Genomic DNA, 15915 nt, shown 5'->3' on the forward strand with positions numbered 1-15915 from the left:
GATGGGCGACGGGAAGTTTCGTGCGTGGACCGCGCTCGCCCTCGCGGTGCTCTTGCTGGTGATCGGCGTGGCCCGGCGATCGGTTGCCGCGCACGAGATTCGCAACGTCGTCAACGGATTGCGGGGCGCGCACGCCGCGCGGGCGCGCCATCGCCGGGCGCTGCGCACGCGGGGAGCCGGTATCCGCGGACCACGCGCGGCCGTTCCGGTCGCACACCACGCGACCTGGGCGGCGTGATCACCCTCGTCCGGCCAGGCCGCCGCCCCATCGGGGCCAGCGGGCTTGCGGTTTCGGCTCGGGAACCAACGGTTCGCGATGAATGTCGGTGACGAACAAAGGTAGTCGCGGTTCCAGCTCGGCGAGCAGTGCGAGGGCGCGCCCGCCTTGCGCTGCGCGGTACTCCCGCATGGTCAACCCGACGATCTGCAGGAACAGCACGCGGCCGTGCGGGCTGTCGATGGCGCCCAGTTCCGGGTCCGTCGTGAAGCAGACCGCGTGATTGGTGCAGTCCGCGTGGTCGGCCGCGATCGGCCCGTTCGTCTTGATGGTGTGCCCCGGTTCGAACCACTTGCCGGACTGGAAGACGTAGTGGGCGAGGTTCTGCATGAAGTTCGCAGGCCACGCGGGCGGTTCGGTGTTCTCGGGCCCGCGCGCCAAGCGGAAGGTGAACTCGAAGCCCCAGCCGGACTCCGCCGGGTTGTCCCATTCCTTCTCGTACAGCTCGGTCATCCCATAGCTGACGTAGTGCCAGTGCGGCACCGGATCGGTGCGGGAGTAGGCGCTGATCCCGTCGAGAGGGTCGGACCCGCCCAGCGACCACGGGTGGTCGGAGGCCCAATGGAAGGGTTCGATGTCGCCGTACAGCGGCCGCAACGCACCGTCGATGGCATCCCAGCCGGATCTCTCACTCACGCAGCCACCATAGGCAGGGGTGCGTCGGGCCCTATCCGGGGCGTCGGACACCGCGCCGGTCAGGCATCCGGCACGTTGCGGGCGAGCTCGTCCAGCCAGGCAGCCGCGGACGCGTCACTCGGCGCGCGCCAGTCGCCGCGCGGCGAGAGCGAGCCGCCGGAGCCGACCTTCGGCGCGTTCGGCAGCGTCGAGCGCTTGAACTGGCTGGTCTGCACGAAGCGGCGTAGGAACTCGCCCAGCCAGTGCTTGACGGTGGCGAGGTCGTAGGCGTTGCGCTGGTCGGCGGGGACCAGATCGGGCCAGCGGCCGGTCGCCGGATCGGACCAGGCGTGCCAGGCCAGGTAGGCGATACGGCTGGGCAGGTAGCCGAAGCGCAACAGGTAATAGAGGTGGAAGTCCTGCAATTCGTATGGACCGACGGTGGCCTCGGAGCTCTGGGCCGGCGCGGAGGAGTCCTCGTGCGGAATCAGCTCCGGCGAGATCTCGGTGCGCAGGATCGACGAGAGCACCTCGTTCGCTTCGGCGCCGAACTGCTCGGTGTCCACCGCCCAGGCGATCAGGTACTTGATCAGCGTCTTGGGCACCGACGCGTTCACGCTGTAGTGCGCCATGTGATCGCCGACGCCGAACGTGCACCAGCCCAGCGCGAGTTCGCTGAGGTCGCCGGTGCCGACCACCAGCGCGCCGTGCATATTGGCCAGCCGGAACAGGTGCGAGGTCCGCTCGCCCGCCTGCACGTTCTCGTAGGTGATGTCGTACACCGGCGCGCCGTCGGCGGCCGGATGGCCGAGGTCGCGCAGCATCTGCGTCGCCGATGGGGTGATGTCGATCTCGCGCGCCGTGACGCCGAGGGCGGCCATCAGGCGGTGCGCGTCGGTCCTGGTCCTGGTGCTGGTCGCGAAGCCGGGCATGGTGTAGGCAAGCACGTTCTCCCGGGGCAGGCCGAGCCGGTCCATCGTCTTGGCCGCCACGATCAGCGCCTGCGTGGAGTCCAAGCCGCCGGAGACCCCGATCACCACGCGCTGCGTGCCGGTGGCGCGCAATCGCGTGCTCAAGCCCTCAACCTGGATGTGGTGCACCTCGGCGCAGCGCTCGTTGCGCAAGGCGGGGTCGGCGGGGACGTAGGGGAAGCGCGCGAGCTCGCGCTCCAGCGCCACCGGGGCCTCGGGGACGGGCAGCCGCACGTCGATGTGCCGCAGCGAGGTCAGCCGGTCGCGGTGGTCGTGCACGTTGTCGGCGAAGCTGGTGGTGCGCAGCCGGTCCGCGGCGAGGCGGCGCAGGTCCAGGTCGGCGGTGACCAGCTGGGGATGATCGGAGAACCGCTCGCCCTCCGCGAGCAGGTCGCCGTTCTCGCAGATCAGTGCCTGGCCGTCCCAGGCGAGGTCGGTGGTCGACTCGCCGGTCCCCGCGGCGGAGTACAGGTATGCCGCGAGATAGCGCGCCGAATGCGAGGTGCACAGCGACCGCCGGTAGTCCGCCTTGCCGATCACGATGTTGCTCGCGGACAGGTTGATCAGCACGGTCGCCCCGGCCAGCGCGGCGAAGCCGCTGGGCGGCAACGGAACCCAGCCGTCCTCACAGATCTCCAGGTGGAAGACGAAGTCGTCCAGATTGCTCGCGCGGAACAACAGGTCGGATCCGAACGGCGCCCGGTGCCCGGCGACGGTGACGTGATCCTCCAGCGCCTCCCGCGCCGCCGCGAACTGACGCTTCTCGTAGAACTCCCGATAGTTCGGCAGGTAGCTCTTCGGCGCCACGCCGAGCACGATGCCCCGGCAGATCACGATCGCGCAGTTGAACAACCGGTGGTGCACCCGCAGCGGCGCGCCCACCACGAGCACCGTGTCGATGTCCGTACTCGCCGCGACCACCCTGGCGAGCGCCGCCTCCACCGCCGCGTCCAGCGCGTCCTGGTGGAACAGGTCGTCGGCGGTGTAGGAGGAGAGGCCCAGCTCGGGGAACACCGTGAGCACCGCCCGGGCCGCCGCGGCTTGCGTGGCCAGCTCGACGGTCTGTTCCACGTTGTAGGCGGGATCGGCCACCCGGATCCGGGGTACCGCGACCGCCACCCGGGCGAAGCCGTGCCGGTAGAGCGAATCGAACGGCAGGTCGTCCACCCGCGTCCCCTTCCGGGCTGAGGTTGATCATGGTCCACCCGGAATCTACGCCGCCCCGGCCGCCTCGGCGCGGTGCCTGGTTCACCCTGTCCCCAGGAGGGGTGTTGTGACCTGCGCTTTCATCGTCGGCGCCGGGCGGCGCGAATCGTCCGGCCGAAGATGTGAACCACTGGCGGCTAAGCTATAGCAATGGCGGATGAAACGGATTCCGACCTAATAGCGGGGGAACGGCGCGCAGATCTGCTGCGCGCGCTTTCGTATGTGTCCACCGAGTCCCAACCGGACGGCAGCTACGTGGTGAACGGCGACCTGCCGCCCGACGTCGCCCCGCCGTTCATTCGCGCGATCATGCGGGTGGAGGCGGAGTTGCTGCTGCACGACGCCGAGCTCGTCACCGTCGAGGACGGCGAGCCCCGCACCCCGGAGGAACGCCGTACCGACGCGTTCGTCGCGCTGGTGCTCCGTGTCGACGACCGCCCCTAGCCCGCGCGGACCTTGCACTCGGCACCCCTGAGTGCTAAAAATGCTTTTGGCACTCTCGACCTGTGAGTGCCAGGTCGGGACGGTGAGACCGGGTTCCCTAGACACCCTCGGTCGTCCGTCGCGGGCACCGAACCTGGCCAGCGTAACTGGGGCGACCCAACCGGCGGTCGTCCTGTGTGTCAGCCATACACATGGAGGATCTCAACAACGCCATGGCCAAGACAATTGCGTATGACGAAGAGGCCCGCCGCGGCCTCGAGCGGGGTCTGAACAGCCTCGCCGACGCGGTCAAGGTGACGCTGGGCCCCAAGGGTCGCAACGTTGTCCTGGAGAAGAAGTGGGGCGCCCCCACGATCACCAACGATGGTGTGTCCATCGCCAAGGAGATCGAGCTGGAGGACCCGTACGAGAAGATCGGCGCCGAGCTGGTCAAGGAAGTCGCCAAGAAGACCGACGACGTCGCGGGCGACGGCACCACCACCGCGACCGTGCTCGCCCAGGCGCTGGTGCGCGAGGGCCTGCGCAACGTCGCGGCCGGCGCGAACCCGCTGGGCCTGAAGCGCGGCATCGAGAAGGCCGTCGAGGCCGTCACCGCCAAGCTGCTCGACACCGCCAAGGAGGTCGAGACCAAGGAGCAGATCGCCGCCACCGCCGGTATCTCGGCAGGCGACGCGTCCATCGGTGAGCTGATCGCCGAGGCCATGGACAAGGTCGGCAAGGAAGGCGTCATCACCGTCGAGGAGAGCAACACCTTCGGTCTCCAGCTGGAGCTCACCGAGGGCATGCGCTTCGACAAGGGCTACATCTCCGGCTACTTCGTCACCGACCCGGAGCGTCAGGAAGCGGTCCTCGAGGACCCGTACATCCTGCTGGTCGGCTCGAAGGTCTCCACCGTCAAGGACCTGCTGCCGCTGCTGGAGAAGGTCATCCAGGCGGGCAAGCCGCTGCTGATCATCGCCGAGGACGTCGAGGGCGAGGCCCTGTCCACCCTGGTGGTCAACAAGATCCGCGGCACCTTCAAGTCGGTCGCCGTGAAGGCTCCCGGCTTCGGTGACCGCCGCAAGGCTCAGCTGGCCGATATCGCCATCCTGACCGGTGGCGAGGTCATCAGCGAAGAGGTCGGCCTGTCGCTGGAGAACGCCGGCGTCGAGCTGCTCGGCCAGGCGCGCAAGGTCGTCGTCACCAAGGACGAGACCACCATCGTCGAGGGCGCGGGCGACGCGGAGGCGATCAAGGGCCGGGTCGCGCAGATCCGTACCGAGATCGAGAACTCCGACTCGGACTACGACCGGGAGAAGCTGCAGGAGCGTCTGGCCAAGCTGGCCGGCGGTGTCGCGGTGATCAAGGCGGGCGCGGCCACCGAGGTGGAGCTCAAGGAGCGCAAGCACCGCATCGAGGACGCCGTCCGCAACGCGAAGGCTGCCGTGGAGGAGGGCATCGTCGCCGGTGGTGGCGTGGCCCTGCTGCAGTCGGCTCCGGCGCTGGAGGAGCTGAAGCTCACCGGTGACGAGGCCACCGGCGCGAACATCGTGAAGGTCGCGCTGTCGGCTCCGCTGAAGCAGATCGCGTTCAACGCGGGCCTCGAGCCCGGCGTGGTCGCCGAGAAGGTCGCCAACCTGCCCGCGGGTCACGGCCTGAACGCCGACTCGGGCGAGTACGAGGACCTGCTGGCCGCCGGTGTCGCCGACCCGGTCAAGGTCACCCGTTCGGCGCTGCAGAACGCGGCCTCGATCGCGGCTCTGTTCCTGACCACGGAGGCCGTTGTCGCCGACAAGCCGGAGAAGGCCGCCGCTCCCGCCGGCGACCCGACCGGTGGCATGGGCGGCATGGACTTCTGAGTCCGGCTACCCGGCAACACATTTCGAACCGGAAGCCGGTCCACCGCGAGGTGGGCCGGCTTCCGGCGTTCCGGGTCAGATTCCGTCGAGAGTGACGACGGTGAAAGGCGTCTTCGGGGTGCCGGGGGCCATCGGGCCGCCCTTGTCGAATTGGGAGGAGACGATCAGGATCCGGTCACCGGCGCGGGCCAGGGTGGTGGGGATGGACAGGGCTTCGTCGGTGCGTTGCTGCGCGAGCGTGGCCGTGGCGCCGTCGTCGGAGAGGGTCCAGCGGCTGATGGTGTTGGTCGTGTTGTGCGCGGCCCACAGGGTGTCGTCGCGCAGTTCCAGTCCGTCGCCCTGACGCAGATCGCCACCGCGCAAGGCCACCTTGCGGATCGGATTCGGGTCCGGAGTCAACGCGATGCGGTACAAGTCGCCGCGCGGCATGTCGACCGTGAGCAGATAGCGGCCTGCCGGATCGGCGACGATGCCGTTGAGGCTGAAGCCGCCCGGCTCGATCGGCGGCAGCGCGGAGTGCAGGTCGAACCGTGGGGTCAGTTCGGCTCGCCCACCCTGCGCTCTGGCGGCGGCCAGTTGATCGGGTGTCACGCGATAGACGAGCGCACGTGTGCTGTCGGTCAGATACGCCGTGCCGTCCGGGGTGATGGCGAGATCGTTCACGAAGCGGGGCTCGCTTCCGGGCACGGTGAAGTCGGCGAGCAGCGCGCGGGTCGCGATGTCGTACACCGCGACGCCGGTTGTCGAGTCGGTCACCCACAGCCGTCCGGCCGCGTCGACTTTCAAGCCGTTGGCGGTCTTGTGGTTGTTCGCGCCTTCGGGCAGGAAGACCTCGGCTCGGTGCGCGTTTTGCGTCGCGCGATAGACGGCGCCGGTGGTGTAGGAGCCGACGTAGCTGTCTCCCGTCCGCGCGTCCACCGCGATGCCCTCGGGGTAGGCCCGGTCGCCCGGCAGTTCGTAGGCGGTGTGGACGGCAGTGTTCGGTTCGTCGCTGGTGCCGCAGGCGACGAGCGGGAGGCAGGCGCTGGCTGCGGCCAGGCTCGACAGCAGGCGGAGGGGTAGTGCGTGGGGCATCGATTACCTCTTAGAGATCATGCATGCAAATGTGCTCACATCAAGCATCTTGTTCGAATCTAAGTTAGAACTCTAATATCAGTCAAGACTGAAACAAGAAGACGTGCGGATACCATGCGCTTATGACGTCGATGCCCGCCGCCGAACGGATCGGCTCGTACCTCAAACGGGCCGAGCAGTCCCTCAACACGGCCAAGAACGCCGCGTTGAAACCGGCGGGCGTCACCGTGCCCCAATACGCCGCGCTGCTGTTCCTCGCCGAGAATCCCGGTATCTCCGCCGCCGCCCTGGCCCGGCTCTGCGGCGTCACCCCGCCCTCGATGAACACCGTGCTGGGCAATCTGCAGGACCGCGGGCTCATCGAGCGCACCCCGCACCCGTGGCACAAGAACGTCCTGGAGACCACGTTGACCGAGAAGGGCGCGGCGGTCATGCGCGACGCGGACGCCCGCGCCGTCCGAGTCGAACGCGCCTTGGCCGAAGAATTCACCGACGCCGAGCGAGCCTCCTTGCAGGACTTGCTGACTCGCTGTGCCGACCGATTGGACTCGATCCGCCCCGGCCCTGCCGCTTAGTCGCCGGTAGCGGGGCACGCGGTATGGCGAGTGCCCCGCCCGATCCCGGCGACGGGTAGCTCATGCCGGAACTGGAGCCCTGGTGGGGGATTGGGTCTTCTGGAGCGCGAGGGCGAGGGCGAGGCATGCGATGAGCGTGGAGGTCCACGGGAGCCACTGGCTGCCGGAGGAATCCAGCACGGTCGCACCGATGATCGACCCGATTCCCGCGCCGAGGTAGATGGCCGATCCGTTCAGGCCGAGGGCGACGGTGGGCGCGTCATGGGCGATGCCGAACAGCCGATGCTGTTGCGGAACCAGGATCGCCGAACCGAACAGTCCGGTGATGGCGAGCACCACGAACACCGCCCACGCGGCATGTACGGCCACGCCGAGCAGTGCGAGGCCGACCAGCGCGCCCGCGAGTCCCACCGTCAGCGTGCGCTGCGGGCCGTAGCGGTCGACCGCCCGCCCGGCCTGCGCGTTGCCGATCACCTGGCCGATGCCCATGGCCAGCAACAGCCAGGCGAGCATGTTCTGCGGCACCGATGCCGCGACCACCACGGGCAGGTAGACGATGGTGGTGTAGACGGCGGTGATCTGCGTTGTCGTCACGATCAGCACCCGCAGCACCGGCGGACGGGTCAGCACGCCGATCCGGGCGCGCAGTCCCGTGCTCGGCAGGGTCACCCGTGGCAGTAGCAATACCAGCAGCGCGGCGATGGCTCCGCCGAGCGCGATGCCCCACAGCACGCCGCGCCAGCCGATCCAGCGCTCGGCGAAGATGCCGATCGGCACGCCCGCGACGCTGGACAGCGTGATACCCGCCGTCACGATCGCCAGTGCCCGCCCCCGATGGGCTTCATCGGCGACGACGCCGGCGACGGCGTACGCGTTGGCCTGGAAGGCCGCCGCCCCGATGGCCGCGACGACGCGCGCCGCGGCCATGACGCCGAAGCTCTCCCCGGCGGCCTGCCCGATCATGCCGACCACGAAGAGCGCGGCGCCGCCACCGAGCAGCACGCGGCGATCCCAGGACCCGGTCGCCGCCGCGATCAGCGGTGCGGCGATGGCGTAGGTCCAGGCGAAGATCGTGGTCAGCTGCCCGGCGGTGGACACGGAGACGTGCAGATCGGCGGCGATCAGCGGAAGCAGGCCGCTGAGTACGAAGCCGTCGGTGCCGAGCACGAAAGTGCCTACGGCGAGCGGGAGGAGCGACCGGTAGAGATTATTTGATGATTGTCGAAACATCATAGGATGAGCGTGAGATACAATTCGATTGTTGTCAAATGATCGGGGAATGGAGATGCGTACGCTGCCGCAGCCGAGTACCGCCGACATCGATCTGGTCCGCGTGCTGAGCGCGCTCGCCGACCCGGTGCGCCTGGAACTGGTGCGCGCGCTCGCCGGGGAACGGGAACCGTTGAGCTGCAATGTCCGAGAGTTCGATGTGGAGATCACGGCGGCCACCGCCTCGCACCACTGGAAGGTGCTGCGGGACGCGGGCGTCACGATGACGTTCGTCTCCGGCCGCAATCGGCTGGTCGCGCTACGGCGCGAAGATTTGAATCAGCGCTTCCCCGGCCTGCTGGACGCGGTCATCAGCGGCGCGCGGCGCTGACGACCGCCGCCGGTCAGCGCAAGATGAAAGCCACGAGAAACCCGGCCGCCGTGGCCATTCCGACCCACCAGCCGCCTTCTCGGTAGGCCTCCGGCATCAGTGAGTCGGCCAGTACCGCGATCGTGGCACCGCCGGCGAACGCTTGCACCGCGCCGATGTGGGTCTCGGACAAGTTGTCCGACAACGCGTTTCCGAGCATCGTGACCAGTACGAGCACCGCGCCGGTCGCCGTCCACAGCCAGAGGGCGCGGTGCCGCGCCACGCCGTGCTGGTCGCGCATCAGCGCGGCTCCGCTGATCGCCTCGGGCACGTTGCCCACGGCCACTGCCACCAGCAGCACCAGTCCGCCGCCACCGGTCAGTGTGACGCCGAGCGCCGTGTTCTCCGGGACGCCGTCCAGCACCGCGCCCAGCATCAGCGCCCAGCCGAGCGCGCGGGGACCGAGCTTGTTCTCGATGAGGTGATCGGCCACCACGTAGACCCCCGCGCCCGCGAGCAGCGCGATCGCGGCGATCGTCGCGTTCTGGCGAAAGGCGGGCTCGAACAGCTCGGTGGACACCGCCGCGATCATCGTGCCCGCGCCGAAGGCCATCAGGGAGGCGAGCACCGCCTTGGGCAGTTGCCACCGCGACCCGATGGCAGCGCCCAAGACCAGCGGTACGGCCGTGCCGAGTCCGTAGAGCAGCGCCTTCATCATGGGAACACCCTAAGTCGGCATGCCGGGCCATCGGTTCGGTCGTACGCTGAAGCCATGCCTGACCGCGTCCGGATCCGAGGCGTGCTCTACGACATCGACGGCGTCCTGGTGACCTCCTGGCGGGAGATCGCGGGCGCCGCCGCAGCGGTGCGCCGGATCCGGGAGAGCGGCCTGCGCCGGGCGTTTCTGACCAACACCACTTCGCGTACCTGCGCCGAGATCGCGGAACGCCTGTGCGGCGCGGGTATCGAGGTCGAACCCGCCGAGATCGTCACCGCCGCAAGACTCACCGCCGAGTTCGTGCGCGGGCGCTACCCCGGCGCCGCCGTCTGGGTGCTCAACCACGGCGACATCGATGCCGACCTCGCCGGTCTCCGGCTCGACGAGGAACATCCGGACGTGGTCGTGATCGGCGGTGCGGGAGCGGAATTCACCCATGCCGCACTGAGTCGAGTGGCGGAACTGATGCTGGACGGCGTGCCCGTCGTCGCCATGCACAGCGGACTGACCTGGGCGACCGCGGACGGATTGCGTATCGACGCGGGGGCGTATCTGCCCGGCTTGGAGGCGGCGGGCAATGCCCGCATCGAGGTGGTGGGCAAGCCCGCGGCCCCCGGTTTCCGGACCGCCGCGGGGCTGATGCGCCTCGAGCCGGCGGAGGTCGTGATGATCGGTGACGATCTGTACTCGGATGTGCTTGCGGCGCAGGACGTCGGGTTGACCGGCGTGCTGGTGCGCACCGGCAAATTCCGGCCGGGCGTGCTGGCGTCGGCCGACCGCGCGCCGGATCACGTCATCGATTCCGTGGTCGATCTGCCGGAATTGCTGGGCGGTTCGGTGGGAGCCGGCGAACTCGCCGTAACCGACGAATCGGAATGAAACAAAAAATTCTACAGTTTCCCTCTAAAATTGCCCGCAAGCGCGACGCTGCTAGGTATCGTCTGTTCCGGCAAATAGCCAGTGACAAGAAATCCCCTACGGCCCAGATCGGAGTTGCCGAATGCTCGATCCGTGGAAAAGAGTGCTTGTGCGCAAGCTACTATGGTCGCCGGGCTTCTGTCCGGCGACCATTTGATGAGGTAGCAACTGCTCAGCCAACTTTCGGCTAACCGTAGATTGGTCGAGGGTTGTAACGAAGGGCCCGATCCGTGACGATGAGTTCGGGCCCTTCTGTATTGTCTGCCCCAATGTCACAGGATGCGAATACGGGTCGAATGTATGCCGGGCAACCCGTGGAGGACCGGCAACGTCAGCGGCGTGCGCGTTTTCTGGAGTCAGGCCTGACGGTCTTCGCGCGGGACGGCTACGCCAACAGTTCGGTCGGCGCCATATGCAAGGACGCCGGACTCTCCTCGCGACAGTTCTACGAGGAGTTCACCGGGCGCGAGTCCCTGCTCCTAGAGCTGTACGAGCAGATCGACCGGGAGTCGCGGGACGCCGTGAAGAAAGCGTTGGACGCGAAGTCCGGCGCGAAGGCCCTGGACGTCATCGACGCCGCGGTTCGCGCCTACGTCGAATCCATCGGTTCCGATCCGCGCAAGGCACGCGTCGCCCTGGTGGAAGTGGTCGGCGCGGGCCCGAAGGTGGAAAAGTTCCGTCTCGCGGTGCGCCGGGAGTGGGGTTCGCTGCTGGCCGGCGCTGCCGAAGACGCCGCCCTGCACGGTGAGATACCCGCGGGCGACTACGAAATGCGGATGCTCGCCATCATCGGCGGTGTCAACTATGTGGTCGACTCGTGGAGCGGCGCGGAGCCGCGCCCGCCGCTCGACGACGTGATCCGGGTGCTCAGCAGGGTGATCATCGGCGCGGTCCGCGCATAGCGTCCCGGCCTGCGGGATCGGGCGCGATGAGCGCGGTAACGTGCGGGGATGCAAACAGTTCCGATCCAGATGCCGGACGGCACAACGGTCCCGGTGCGGTTGATCCCCGCCGGGGGCCCGCACCGGCACGCGGTGGGTCCGGACACGCCGCGACCGGTGCTGGTGATCGTGCCCGGGCTCGGCGTTCCGGGGGGCTACTACGAACTGTTCGCCTCGGGATTGGCCGCGCGCGGGTTCGACGTGGCCATCGGCGAGCTGCGCGGCAACGGCGACAGCAGGCCGAAGCCGAGCTCCGCCAGCACCTTCGGCTACCACGAACTGGTCTCGGTGGACTTCCCGGCGATCTTCGAGGTGGTCCGCGAGCAGTTCCCGGACAGCACGCCGTACCTGCTCGGTCACAGCATGGGCGGCCAGCTCGGCGTCATGTACGCCGCGCGCGTCCGTGGCAGGCTCGGCGGGCTGATCCTGGTCGCCTCCGGCACCCCCTATTACCGTGGCTATCGGGGACTTTCGGGTCCGGGCATGCTGGTCGGCACCGCGGCGATCTCGCTGACGGCCAACCTGGCCGGCTTCTGGCCCGGTGACCGTGTCTCGATGGGTTTCGGCCGCCAGTCCAAGGTGCTGATCTCCGACTGGGCCCGGCTGGCGCGCACCGGCCGGTTCGTTCCGGTCGGCGCGGACATCGACTACGAGGAGCGCATCGCGCGGCTGAAACTCCCGGTGCTGTCCATCACGATCACCGGCGACGACCTCACCCCGCCCAGCTCCGCCGAGCATCTGCTGGAGAAACTGCCCAACGCGGAGGTGACGCGCTGGCGCCAGTCGGAACCGTTAGGCCACAACGGCTGGATCCGGCAGTACACCAGCACCGTCGACCAGATCGAGAAGTGGTTGCGCGACCGCTGAGCGTTCCTGCGCGCCGATCCGTCAGCCGCGTCGTTCGATCAGCATCTGGGTGAAGAACTCGTAGATCAGCGCCGCCTGGAAGGCCGACTGCTTGTTGTCGGCCGCGCCGCCGTGGCCGCCTTCGATGTTCTCGTGGTACCAGAACTCGTGGCCCTGCTCCTCGAGCAGGGCGGCCATCTTGCGGGCATGGCCGGGGTGCACCCGGTCGTCCCTGGTCGAGGTAGTGAGCAGGATCGGCGGATAGGCGCGGTCGGCGTGCGCGTTCTGGTAGGGCGAGTACTTGCCGATGTACTCCCATTCCTCCGGTTTGTCCGGGTCACCGTACTCGGCCATCCACGAAGCGCCCGCGAGCAGCAGGTGGTAGCGCTTCATATCCAGCAGCGGCACCTGGCAGACGATGGCGCCGAACAATTCGGGGTAGCGGGTCAGCATCACACCCATGAGCAGTCCGCCGTTGCTGCCGCCCACCGCGCCGAGCTGGTCCGCGGTGGTGATGCCGCGCGCGACGAGGTCTTTCGCGATCGAGGAGAAGTCCTCGTACACCTTGTGCCGGTTCGCTTTCTGCACCGAGGTGTGCCACTGCGGTCCGTACTCGCCGCCGCCACGGATGTTCGTCATCACCCACGTCCCGCCGCGCTCCAACCAGCCCATGCCGGACGCGCCGCTGTATGCGGGGGTTCGGGACACTTCGAAACCGCCGTAGCCGGACATCACCGTCGGCCCCGGCGCGTCCTTCCGGTCACGATGGCGGATCACGAAGTACGGCACCGGCGTGCCGTCGTCGGATGTGGCGAAGAACTGCTCGGTCTCCACCCCGTCGGCGTCGAAGAATCCGGGTTCCTGTTTGAGCCGCTCGGTGCGCCCACCGACAGCACTGGCCAGCAGCGTCGCCGGGGTGGTGAAGCCGCTGGTGTTGAGCATGAACTCGTCGCCGCTCTCCAGCGGGTCGAGATTGAGGACGCTGGTGGTGGCCATCGGCGGGGTATCGGCAAGCGGCTCGCGGCGCCAGCCGTCGGATCCCGGCGTCAGCACGTAGAGCTTGGTCTGCACGTCCTCGAGCGTGACCAGCAGCAGGTGGTTCTCGGTCCAGCCGTAGCCGTGCAGCGAGGTGTGCGCGTCCGGGGTGAAGATCACCTCGAATTCCCGTGCGCCGGAGAGGAACTTCTCGAAGTCGATGGCCAGCAGCGCGCCTGCGGGATAGCTCGTGCCGCCGACCTCCCACGGCGACTTCAGCCGCACCAGCAGCCAGTCCTTGTACCAGGACTCACTGGCGTCGGTGGGGATGTCGAGGTGCCGCAGGGCGCCGTCGTCCTCCAACAGGTAGACCTCTTCGTTGAAGAAGTCGGTGGCGCGGCCGACGTAGTGCCGTTCGTAACCCGGCGTGCGGTCGTAACCCGCCGAGACCGCGACATCGCCGCTCTCGCCCTCGAAGACGGTGGTCGCCTCCTCCAGCGCGGTACCGCGCCGCCAGCGTTTCGCGATGCGCGGATATCCCGAATCGGTCAGTGTGCCAGGGCCGAAGTCGGTGCCCACGTACACCGAGTCGATGTCGATCCAGCGGATCTCCGACTTGGCCTCGGGCAGGAAGAACCCGCCATCGGCCGGATCGAGGAACACCCTGCGCTCCATGTCGAACTCGCGGACGACCTTCGCGTCCGCGCCGCCGCGCGACAGGCTGATCAGCGCGCGGGACTGTTCCGGGCGCAGCACCGCCGCGCCGCCCCACACCCAGTTCTCGTCCTCGTCGGCGGCCACCGCGTCCAGGTCGATCAGCACGTCCCAGTCCGGCGCGTCCTCGGCGTACTCGGCGAACGTGGTGCGCCGCCAGAGGCCGCGCGGATGCTGGGCGTCCCGCCAGAAGTTGTAGAGCCAGGGCCCGCGGCGGGATGGGTAGGCGATCTTGGTGTCGGTGTCGAGCATGTCGAGGATGCGTCGCTCCAGGTCGCGGAAGCGATCGGAGTCGGCGAACCGGGCGCGCACGACCGTGTTGTGCGCGCGAGCCCAGTCCAGAGCGCGCTCGCCGGTCACTTCTTCCAGCCAGAGGTAGGGATCGGTCACATTCCGCTCAACGCCGCTCATCCCCACATTGTTGCCGAGCCGCGCGGCGCGGGGTCACCAGGAGTGCGCTACGTCGATCACGATGCGCGATCCGCTGCCCGGCCCGGCCAGGGTGGACACCTGGAACGGCAATCGCGCGCGCGTGCCCAATCCGACGTTGGCCTGACCTTCGAAGGAACCGGCCCAGGCCACCTGGCGGAAGGTCCGGTAGTCCCGCACGTCGGCGAGTTCGGCCCGATTCGCGGGGGTGTAGGTGGGGTTGAACGCGTCGTCGTAGGCCGGGGCGTAGACGGCGATGCTCAGGAACGCGCCGCCGCGCAGCGTGACGGGTGCGCCGGAGCCGTCCATGACCACTCGCTCGACGTAGCCGACGTGATAACCGGTCACCGGACCGGCGATGTCGAGCACCAGGCGGTCGAAGCAGTCGTGCCGTCCGGCGCGGATCCCGGTCAGCGGCGTGAGCATCCGGGCTCGGCTCACCTTGGGTATCGAACCCCAGCCGGAGGCGCACGCCGGGGCGGCGGAAGCCGGGGCGGGGGCGACGAAAAGACCGGCGAGGGTCACGAAGGAGACGAACAGGAGAAGCAAGCGACGCATGGTCGCACCGCCTTCGGGCACAGGAGGGATTGATGTATAACATGCATCGGTCCAGGTGGATGCCTCGTTACCGGTGGGTGAGGGCGAAAAGTGTTGGCGGTCGCGGCAACTCGGTCACGGCACGGCGGCTCGGCGGCCCGGCGTTCGCTGCGCGCCTGTGCTCGCTCGGCGCCAACAGTAGGATCGCTGCTCCGAGGCTGGATCCGACCAGGAGGTTCGAGGTTGCCCCCCTTTCTCTGGGAACAGCACTGCTGTCTGCCGCTGTCGCCCGCCGCGCGCATCGGCGACCTCGCGCGCTACCCGGCCGGATCGTATCTGTCGGTGAACGTCGGCTACTCCCGGCAATCGACCGCGGACTCCATGGCGCTGCTGGATCGATTCCGCCGGGATGCCATGGCGGACGGTCGGTTCCGCCTCGTCGAGACCGTGGCGGACATCGGGGCCGCGGACACCATCGCGCTGGCCTTCGATCTGGAGGACGCCGGGCCGCTGGGCGGCGACCTGGACAACGTCGCTCGCTTCTACGACCTCGGCGTGCGGTCGTTGCTGCCCGCCTACAACCACGCCAACGCCGCGGGCTGCGGCTGCCTGGACACCGAGGACACCGGGCTCACCGGTTACGGGCGCGATCTCGTTCACGCGTTGAACGAAGTCGGCATGTTCGCCGACGGTTCGCACTGTTCCCGGCGCACCGGGCTGGAGCTGGCCGAGCTGAGCGTCGTCCCGATGATCTACAGCCACTCCAATTTCGCCGCGCTGTGGGACCACCCGCGCAACATCACCGACGACCAAGCGCGCGCCTGCGCCGCGACCGGCGGTGTCATCGGCATCAACGGCGTCGGCATCTTCCTCGGCCGCAACGCGCCCCACGAGCGCGCCGAGCGGATCGCGGCGATGGCCCGCCACATCGAGTACGGCGTCGAGCTCGTCGGGATCGAACACATCGGCATAGGTTCGGACTACTCCTTCGACGCCGACGACTTCAACGCCGAACTACAGCAGAACCCCGAGGCCTTCTCCGAGGCGTACACCCAATGGGGGCCCCTCCACTGGACTCCGCCCGAAGACCTCCTCGGCCCCTCCGAAGTCCCCACCCTCGACGCGGCCCTCTCCCAGCGTGGCTTCACCTCCGCCGACCGAGCCGCGATCTTCGGTGAAAACTTCCGCCGCGTCGCCCGTCAGGTCTGGCGTAGCTGACGGGTGTGGCCCACGCCTCACTGTGGTGGGGGATGGGTGG

16 protein-coding genes are annotated in these 15915 nt (G+C 68.5%); 9 read left to right on the forward strand and 7 right to left on the reverse strand.

The window, feature by feature from the left end; genetic code table 11:
- The first annotated feature begins 1 nt into the window (after position 1).
- The gene (locus ABZW96_RS05805; RefSeq protein ID WP_355071700.1) at positions 2-238 is read left to right on the forward strand and encodes a hypothetical protein; all 237 of its coding nucleotides are present in this window, start codon (positions 2-4) and stop codon (positions 236-238) included.
- Here ABZW96_RS05805 and ABZW96_RS05810 read toward each other — a convergent pair whose 3' ends face one another.
- Both ABZW96_RS05810 and ABZW96_RS05815 read right to left on the reverse strand, forming a co-directional pair.
- The gene (locus ABZW96_RS05810) at positions 239-913 is read right to left on the reverse strand and encodes a suppressor of fused domain protein (RefSeq protein WP_355071702.1); all 675 of its coding nucleotides are present in this window, start codon (positions 911-913) and stop codon (positions 239-241) included. It abuts the gene before it with no gap.
- Between the two features lie 59 nt (positions 914-972).
- Positions 973-3030 carry an NAD(+) synthase gene (locus ABZW96_RS05815; RefSeq protein WP_355071704.1) on the reverse strand — a complete coding sequence of 686 codons (2058 nt, stop codon included), beginning with the start codon at positions 3028-3030 and terminating at the stop codon, positions 973-975.
- Between the two features lie 189 nt (positions 3031-3219).
- Between ABZW96_RS05815 and ABZW96_RS05820 the strand changes: the two genes are divergently transcribed.
- On the forward strand, positions 3220-3513 hold the full coding sequence (locus ABZW96_RS05820) for a hypothetical protein (protein WP_355071706.1): 294 nt from the start codon (positions 3220-3222) through the stop codon (positions 3511-3513).
- Between the two features lie 212 nt (positions 3514-3725).
- Positions 3726-5351 (forward strand): chaperonin GroEL, encoded by a 1626-nt coding sequence (gene groL, locus ABZW96_RS05825; protein WP_355071708.1) that lies wholly within the window; start codon positions 3726-3728, stop codon positions 5349-5351.
- Positions 5352-5426: 75 nt separating this feature from the next.
- Here the strand turns inward: groL and ABZW96_RS05830 are convergent, their stop codons facing one another.
- Complete coding sequence (locus ABZW96_RS05830) at positions 5427-6425, reverse strand: superoxide dismutase (RefSeq protein ID WP_355071709.1); 999 nt, start codon at positions 6423-6425, stop codon at positions 5427-5429.
- Positions 6426-6547: 122 nt separating this feature from the next.
- On the opposite strand from ABZW96_RS05830, the gene ABZW96_RS05835 reads away from it, so the two are divergent.
- Positions 6548-7000 carry a MarR family transcriptional regulator gene (locus tag ABZW96_RS05835; RefSeq protein WP_355071711.1) on the forward strand — a complete coding sequence of 151 codons (453 nt, stop codon included), beginning with the start codon at positions 6548-6550 and terminating at the stop codon, positions 6998-7000.
- A gap of 60 nt (positions 7001-7060) precedes the next feature.
- On the opposite strand, the gene ABZW96_RS05840 is transcribed toward ABZW96_RS05835, so the two are convergent.
- On the reverse strand, positions 7061-8320 hold the full coding sequence (locus ABZW96_RS05840) for an MFS transporter (RefSeq protein WP_355071713.1): 1260 nt from the start codon (positions 8318-8320) through the stop codon (positions 7061-7063).
- Here ABZW96_RS05840 and ABZW96_RS05845 point away from each other — a divergent pair.
- Positions 8280-8600: a helix-turn-helix transcriptional regulator gene (locus ABZW96_RS05845; protein ID WP_355071715.1), complete on the forward strand. Its 321-nt coding sequence runs from the start codon at positions 8280-8282 to the stop codon at positions 8598-8600. The two genes, ABZW96_RS05840 and ABZW96_RS05845, sit on opposite strands and share 41 nt — an antisense overlap.
- Positions 8601-8613: 13 nt before the next feature.
- On the opposite strand, the gene ABZW96_RS05850 is transcribed toward ABZW96_RS05845, so the two are convergent.
- Positions 8614-9297 carry a ZIP family metal transporter gene (locus ABZW96_RS05850; protein WP_355071716.1) on the reverse strand — a complete coding sequence of 228 codons (684 nt, stop codon included), beginning with the start codon at positions 9295-9297 and terminating at the stop codon, positions 8614-8616.
- A 54-nt stretch (positions 9298-9351) separates the two neighbouring features.
- Between ABZW96_RS05850 and ABZW96_RS05855 the strand changes: the two genes are divergently transcribed.
- The 3 genes from ABZW96_RS05855 (at position 9352) to ABZW96_RS05865 (ending at position 12023) form a co-directional block, all read left to right on the forward strand.
- Complete coding sequence (locus ABZW96_RS05855) at positions 9352-10176, forward strand: HAD-IIA family hydrolase (RefSeq protein WP_355071718.1); 825 nt, start codon at positions 9352-9354, stop codon at positions 10174-10176.
- Positions 10177-10484: 308 nt separating this feature from the next.
- A complete protein-coding gene (locus ABZW96_RS05860; protein WP_355071720.1) occupies positions 10485-11117 on the forward strand; it encodes a TetR/AcrR family transcriptional regulator in 633 nt (210 codons plus the stop codon).
- Between the two features lie 48 nt (positions 11118-11165).
- Positions 11166-12023, forward strand: a complete 858-nt coding sequence (locus tag ABZW96_RS05865) for an alpha/beta fold hydrolase (RefSeq protein ID WP_355071721.1) — start codon at positions 11166-11168, stop codon at positions 12021-12023.
- Between the two features lie 21 nt (positions 12024-12044).
- Here ABZW96_RS05865 and ABZW96_RS05870 read toward each other — a convergent pair whose 3' ends face one another.
- Both ABZW96_RS05870 and ABZW96_RS05875 read right to left on the reverse strand, forming a co-directional pair.
- Positions 12045-14102 (reverse strand): prolyl oligopeptidase family serine peptidase, encoded by a 2058-nt coding sequence (locus ABZW96_RS05870; RefSeq protein WP_355071723.1) that lies wholly within the window; start codon positions 14100-14102, stop codon positions 12045-12047.
- A gap of 33 nt (positions 14103-14135) precedes the next feature.
- Positions 14136-14678 carry a hypothetical protein gene (locus ABZW96_RS05875; protein ID WP_355071724.1) on the reverse strand — a complete coding sequence of 181 codons (543 nt, stop codon included), beginning with the start codon at positions 14676-14678 and terminating at the stop codon, positions 14136-14138.
- Positions 14679-14900: 222 nt separating this feature from the next.
- On the opposite strand from ABZW96_RS05875, the gene ABZW96_RS05880 reads away from it, so the two are divergent.
- Positions 14901-15875 carry a membrane dipeptidase gene (locus ABZW96_RS05880; protein WP_355071725.1) on the forward strand — a complete coding sequence of 325 codons (975 nt, stop codon included), beginning with the start codon at positions 14901-14903 and terminating at the stop codon, positions 15873-15875.
- The last annotated feature ends 40 nt before the right edge of the window (positions 15876-15915 follow it).

The sequence above is a fragment of the Nocardia sp. NPDC004168 genome (assembly GCF_040610355.1).
GTDB classification, from domain to species: domain Bacteria; phylum Actinomycetota; class Actinomycetes; order Mycobacteriales; family Mycobacteriaceae; genus Nocardia; species Nocardia sichangensis.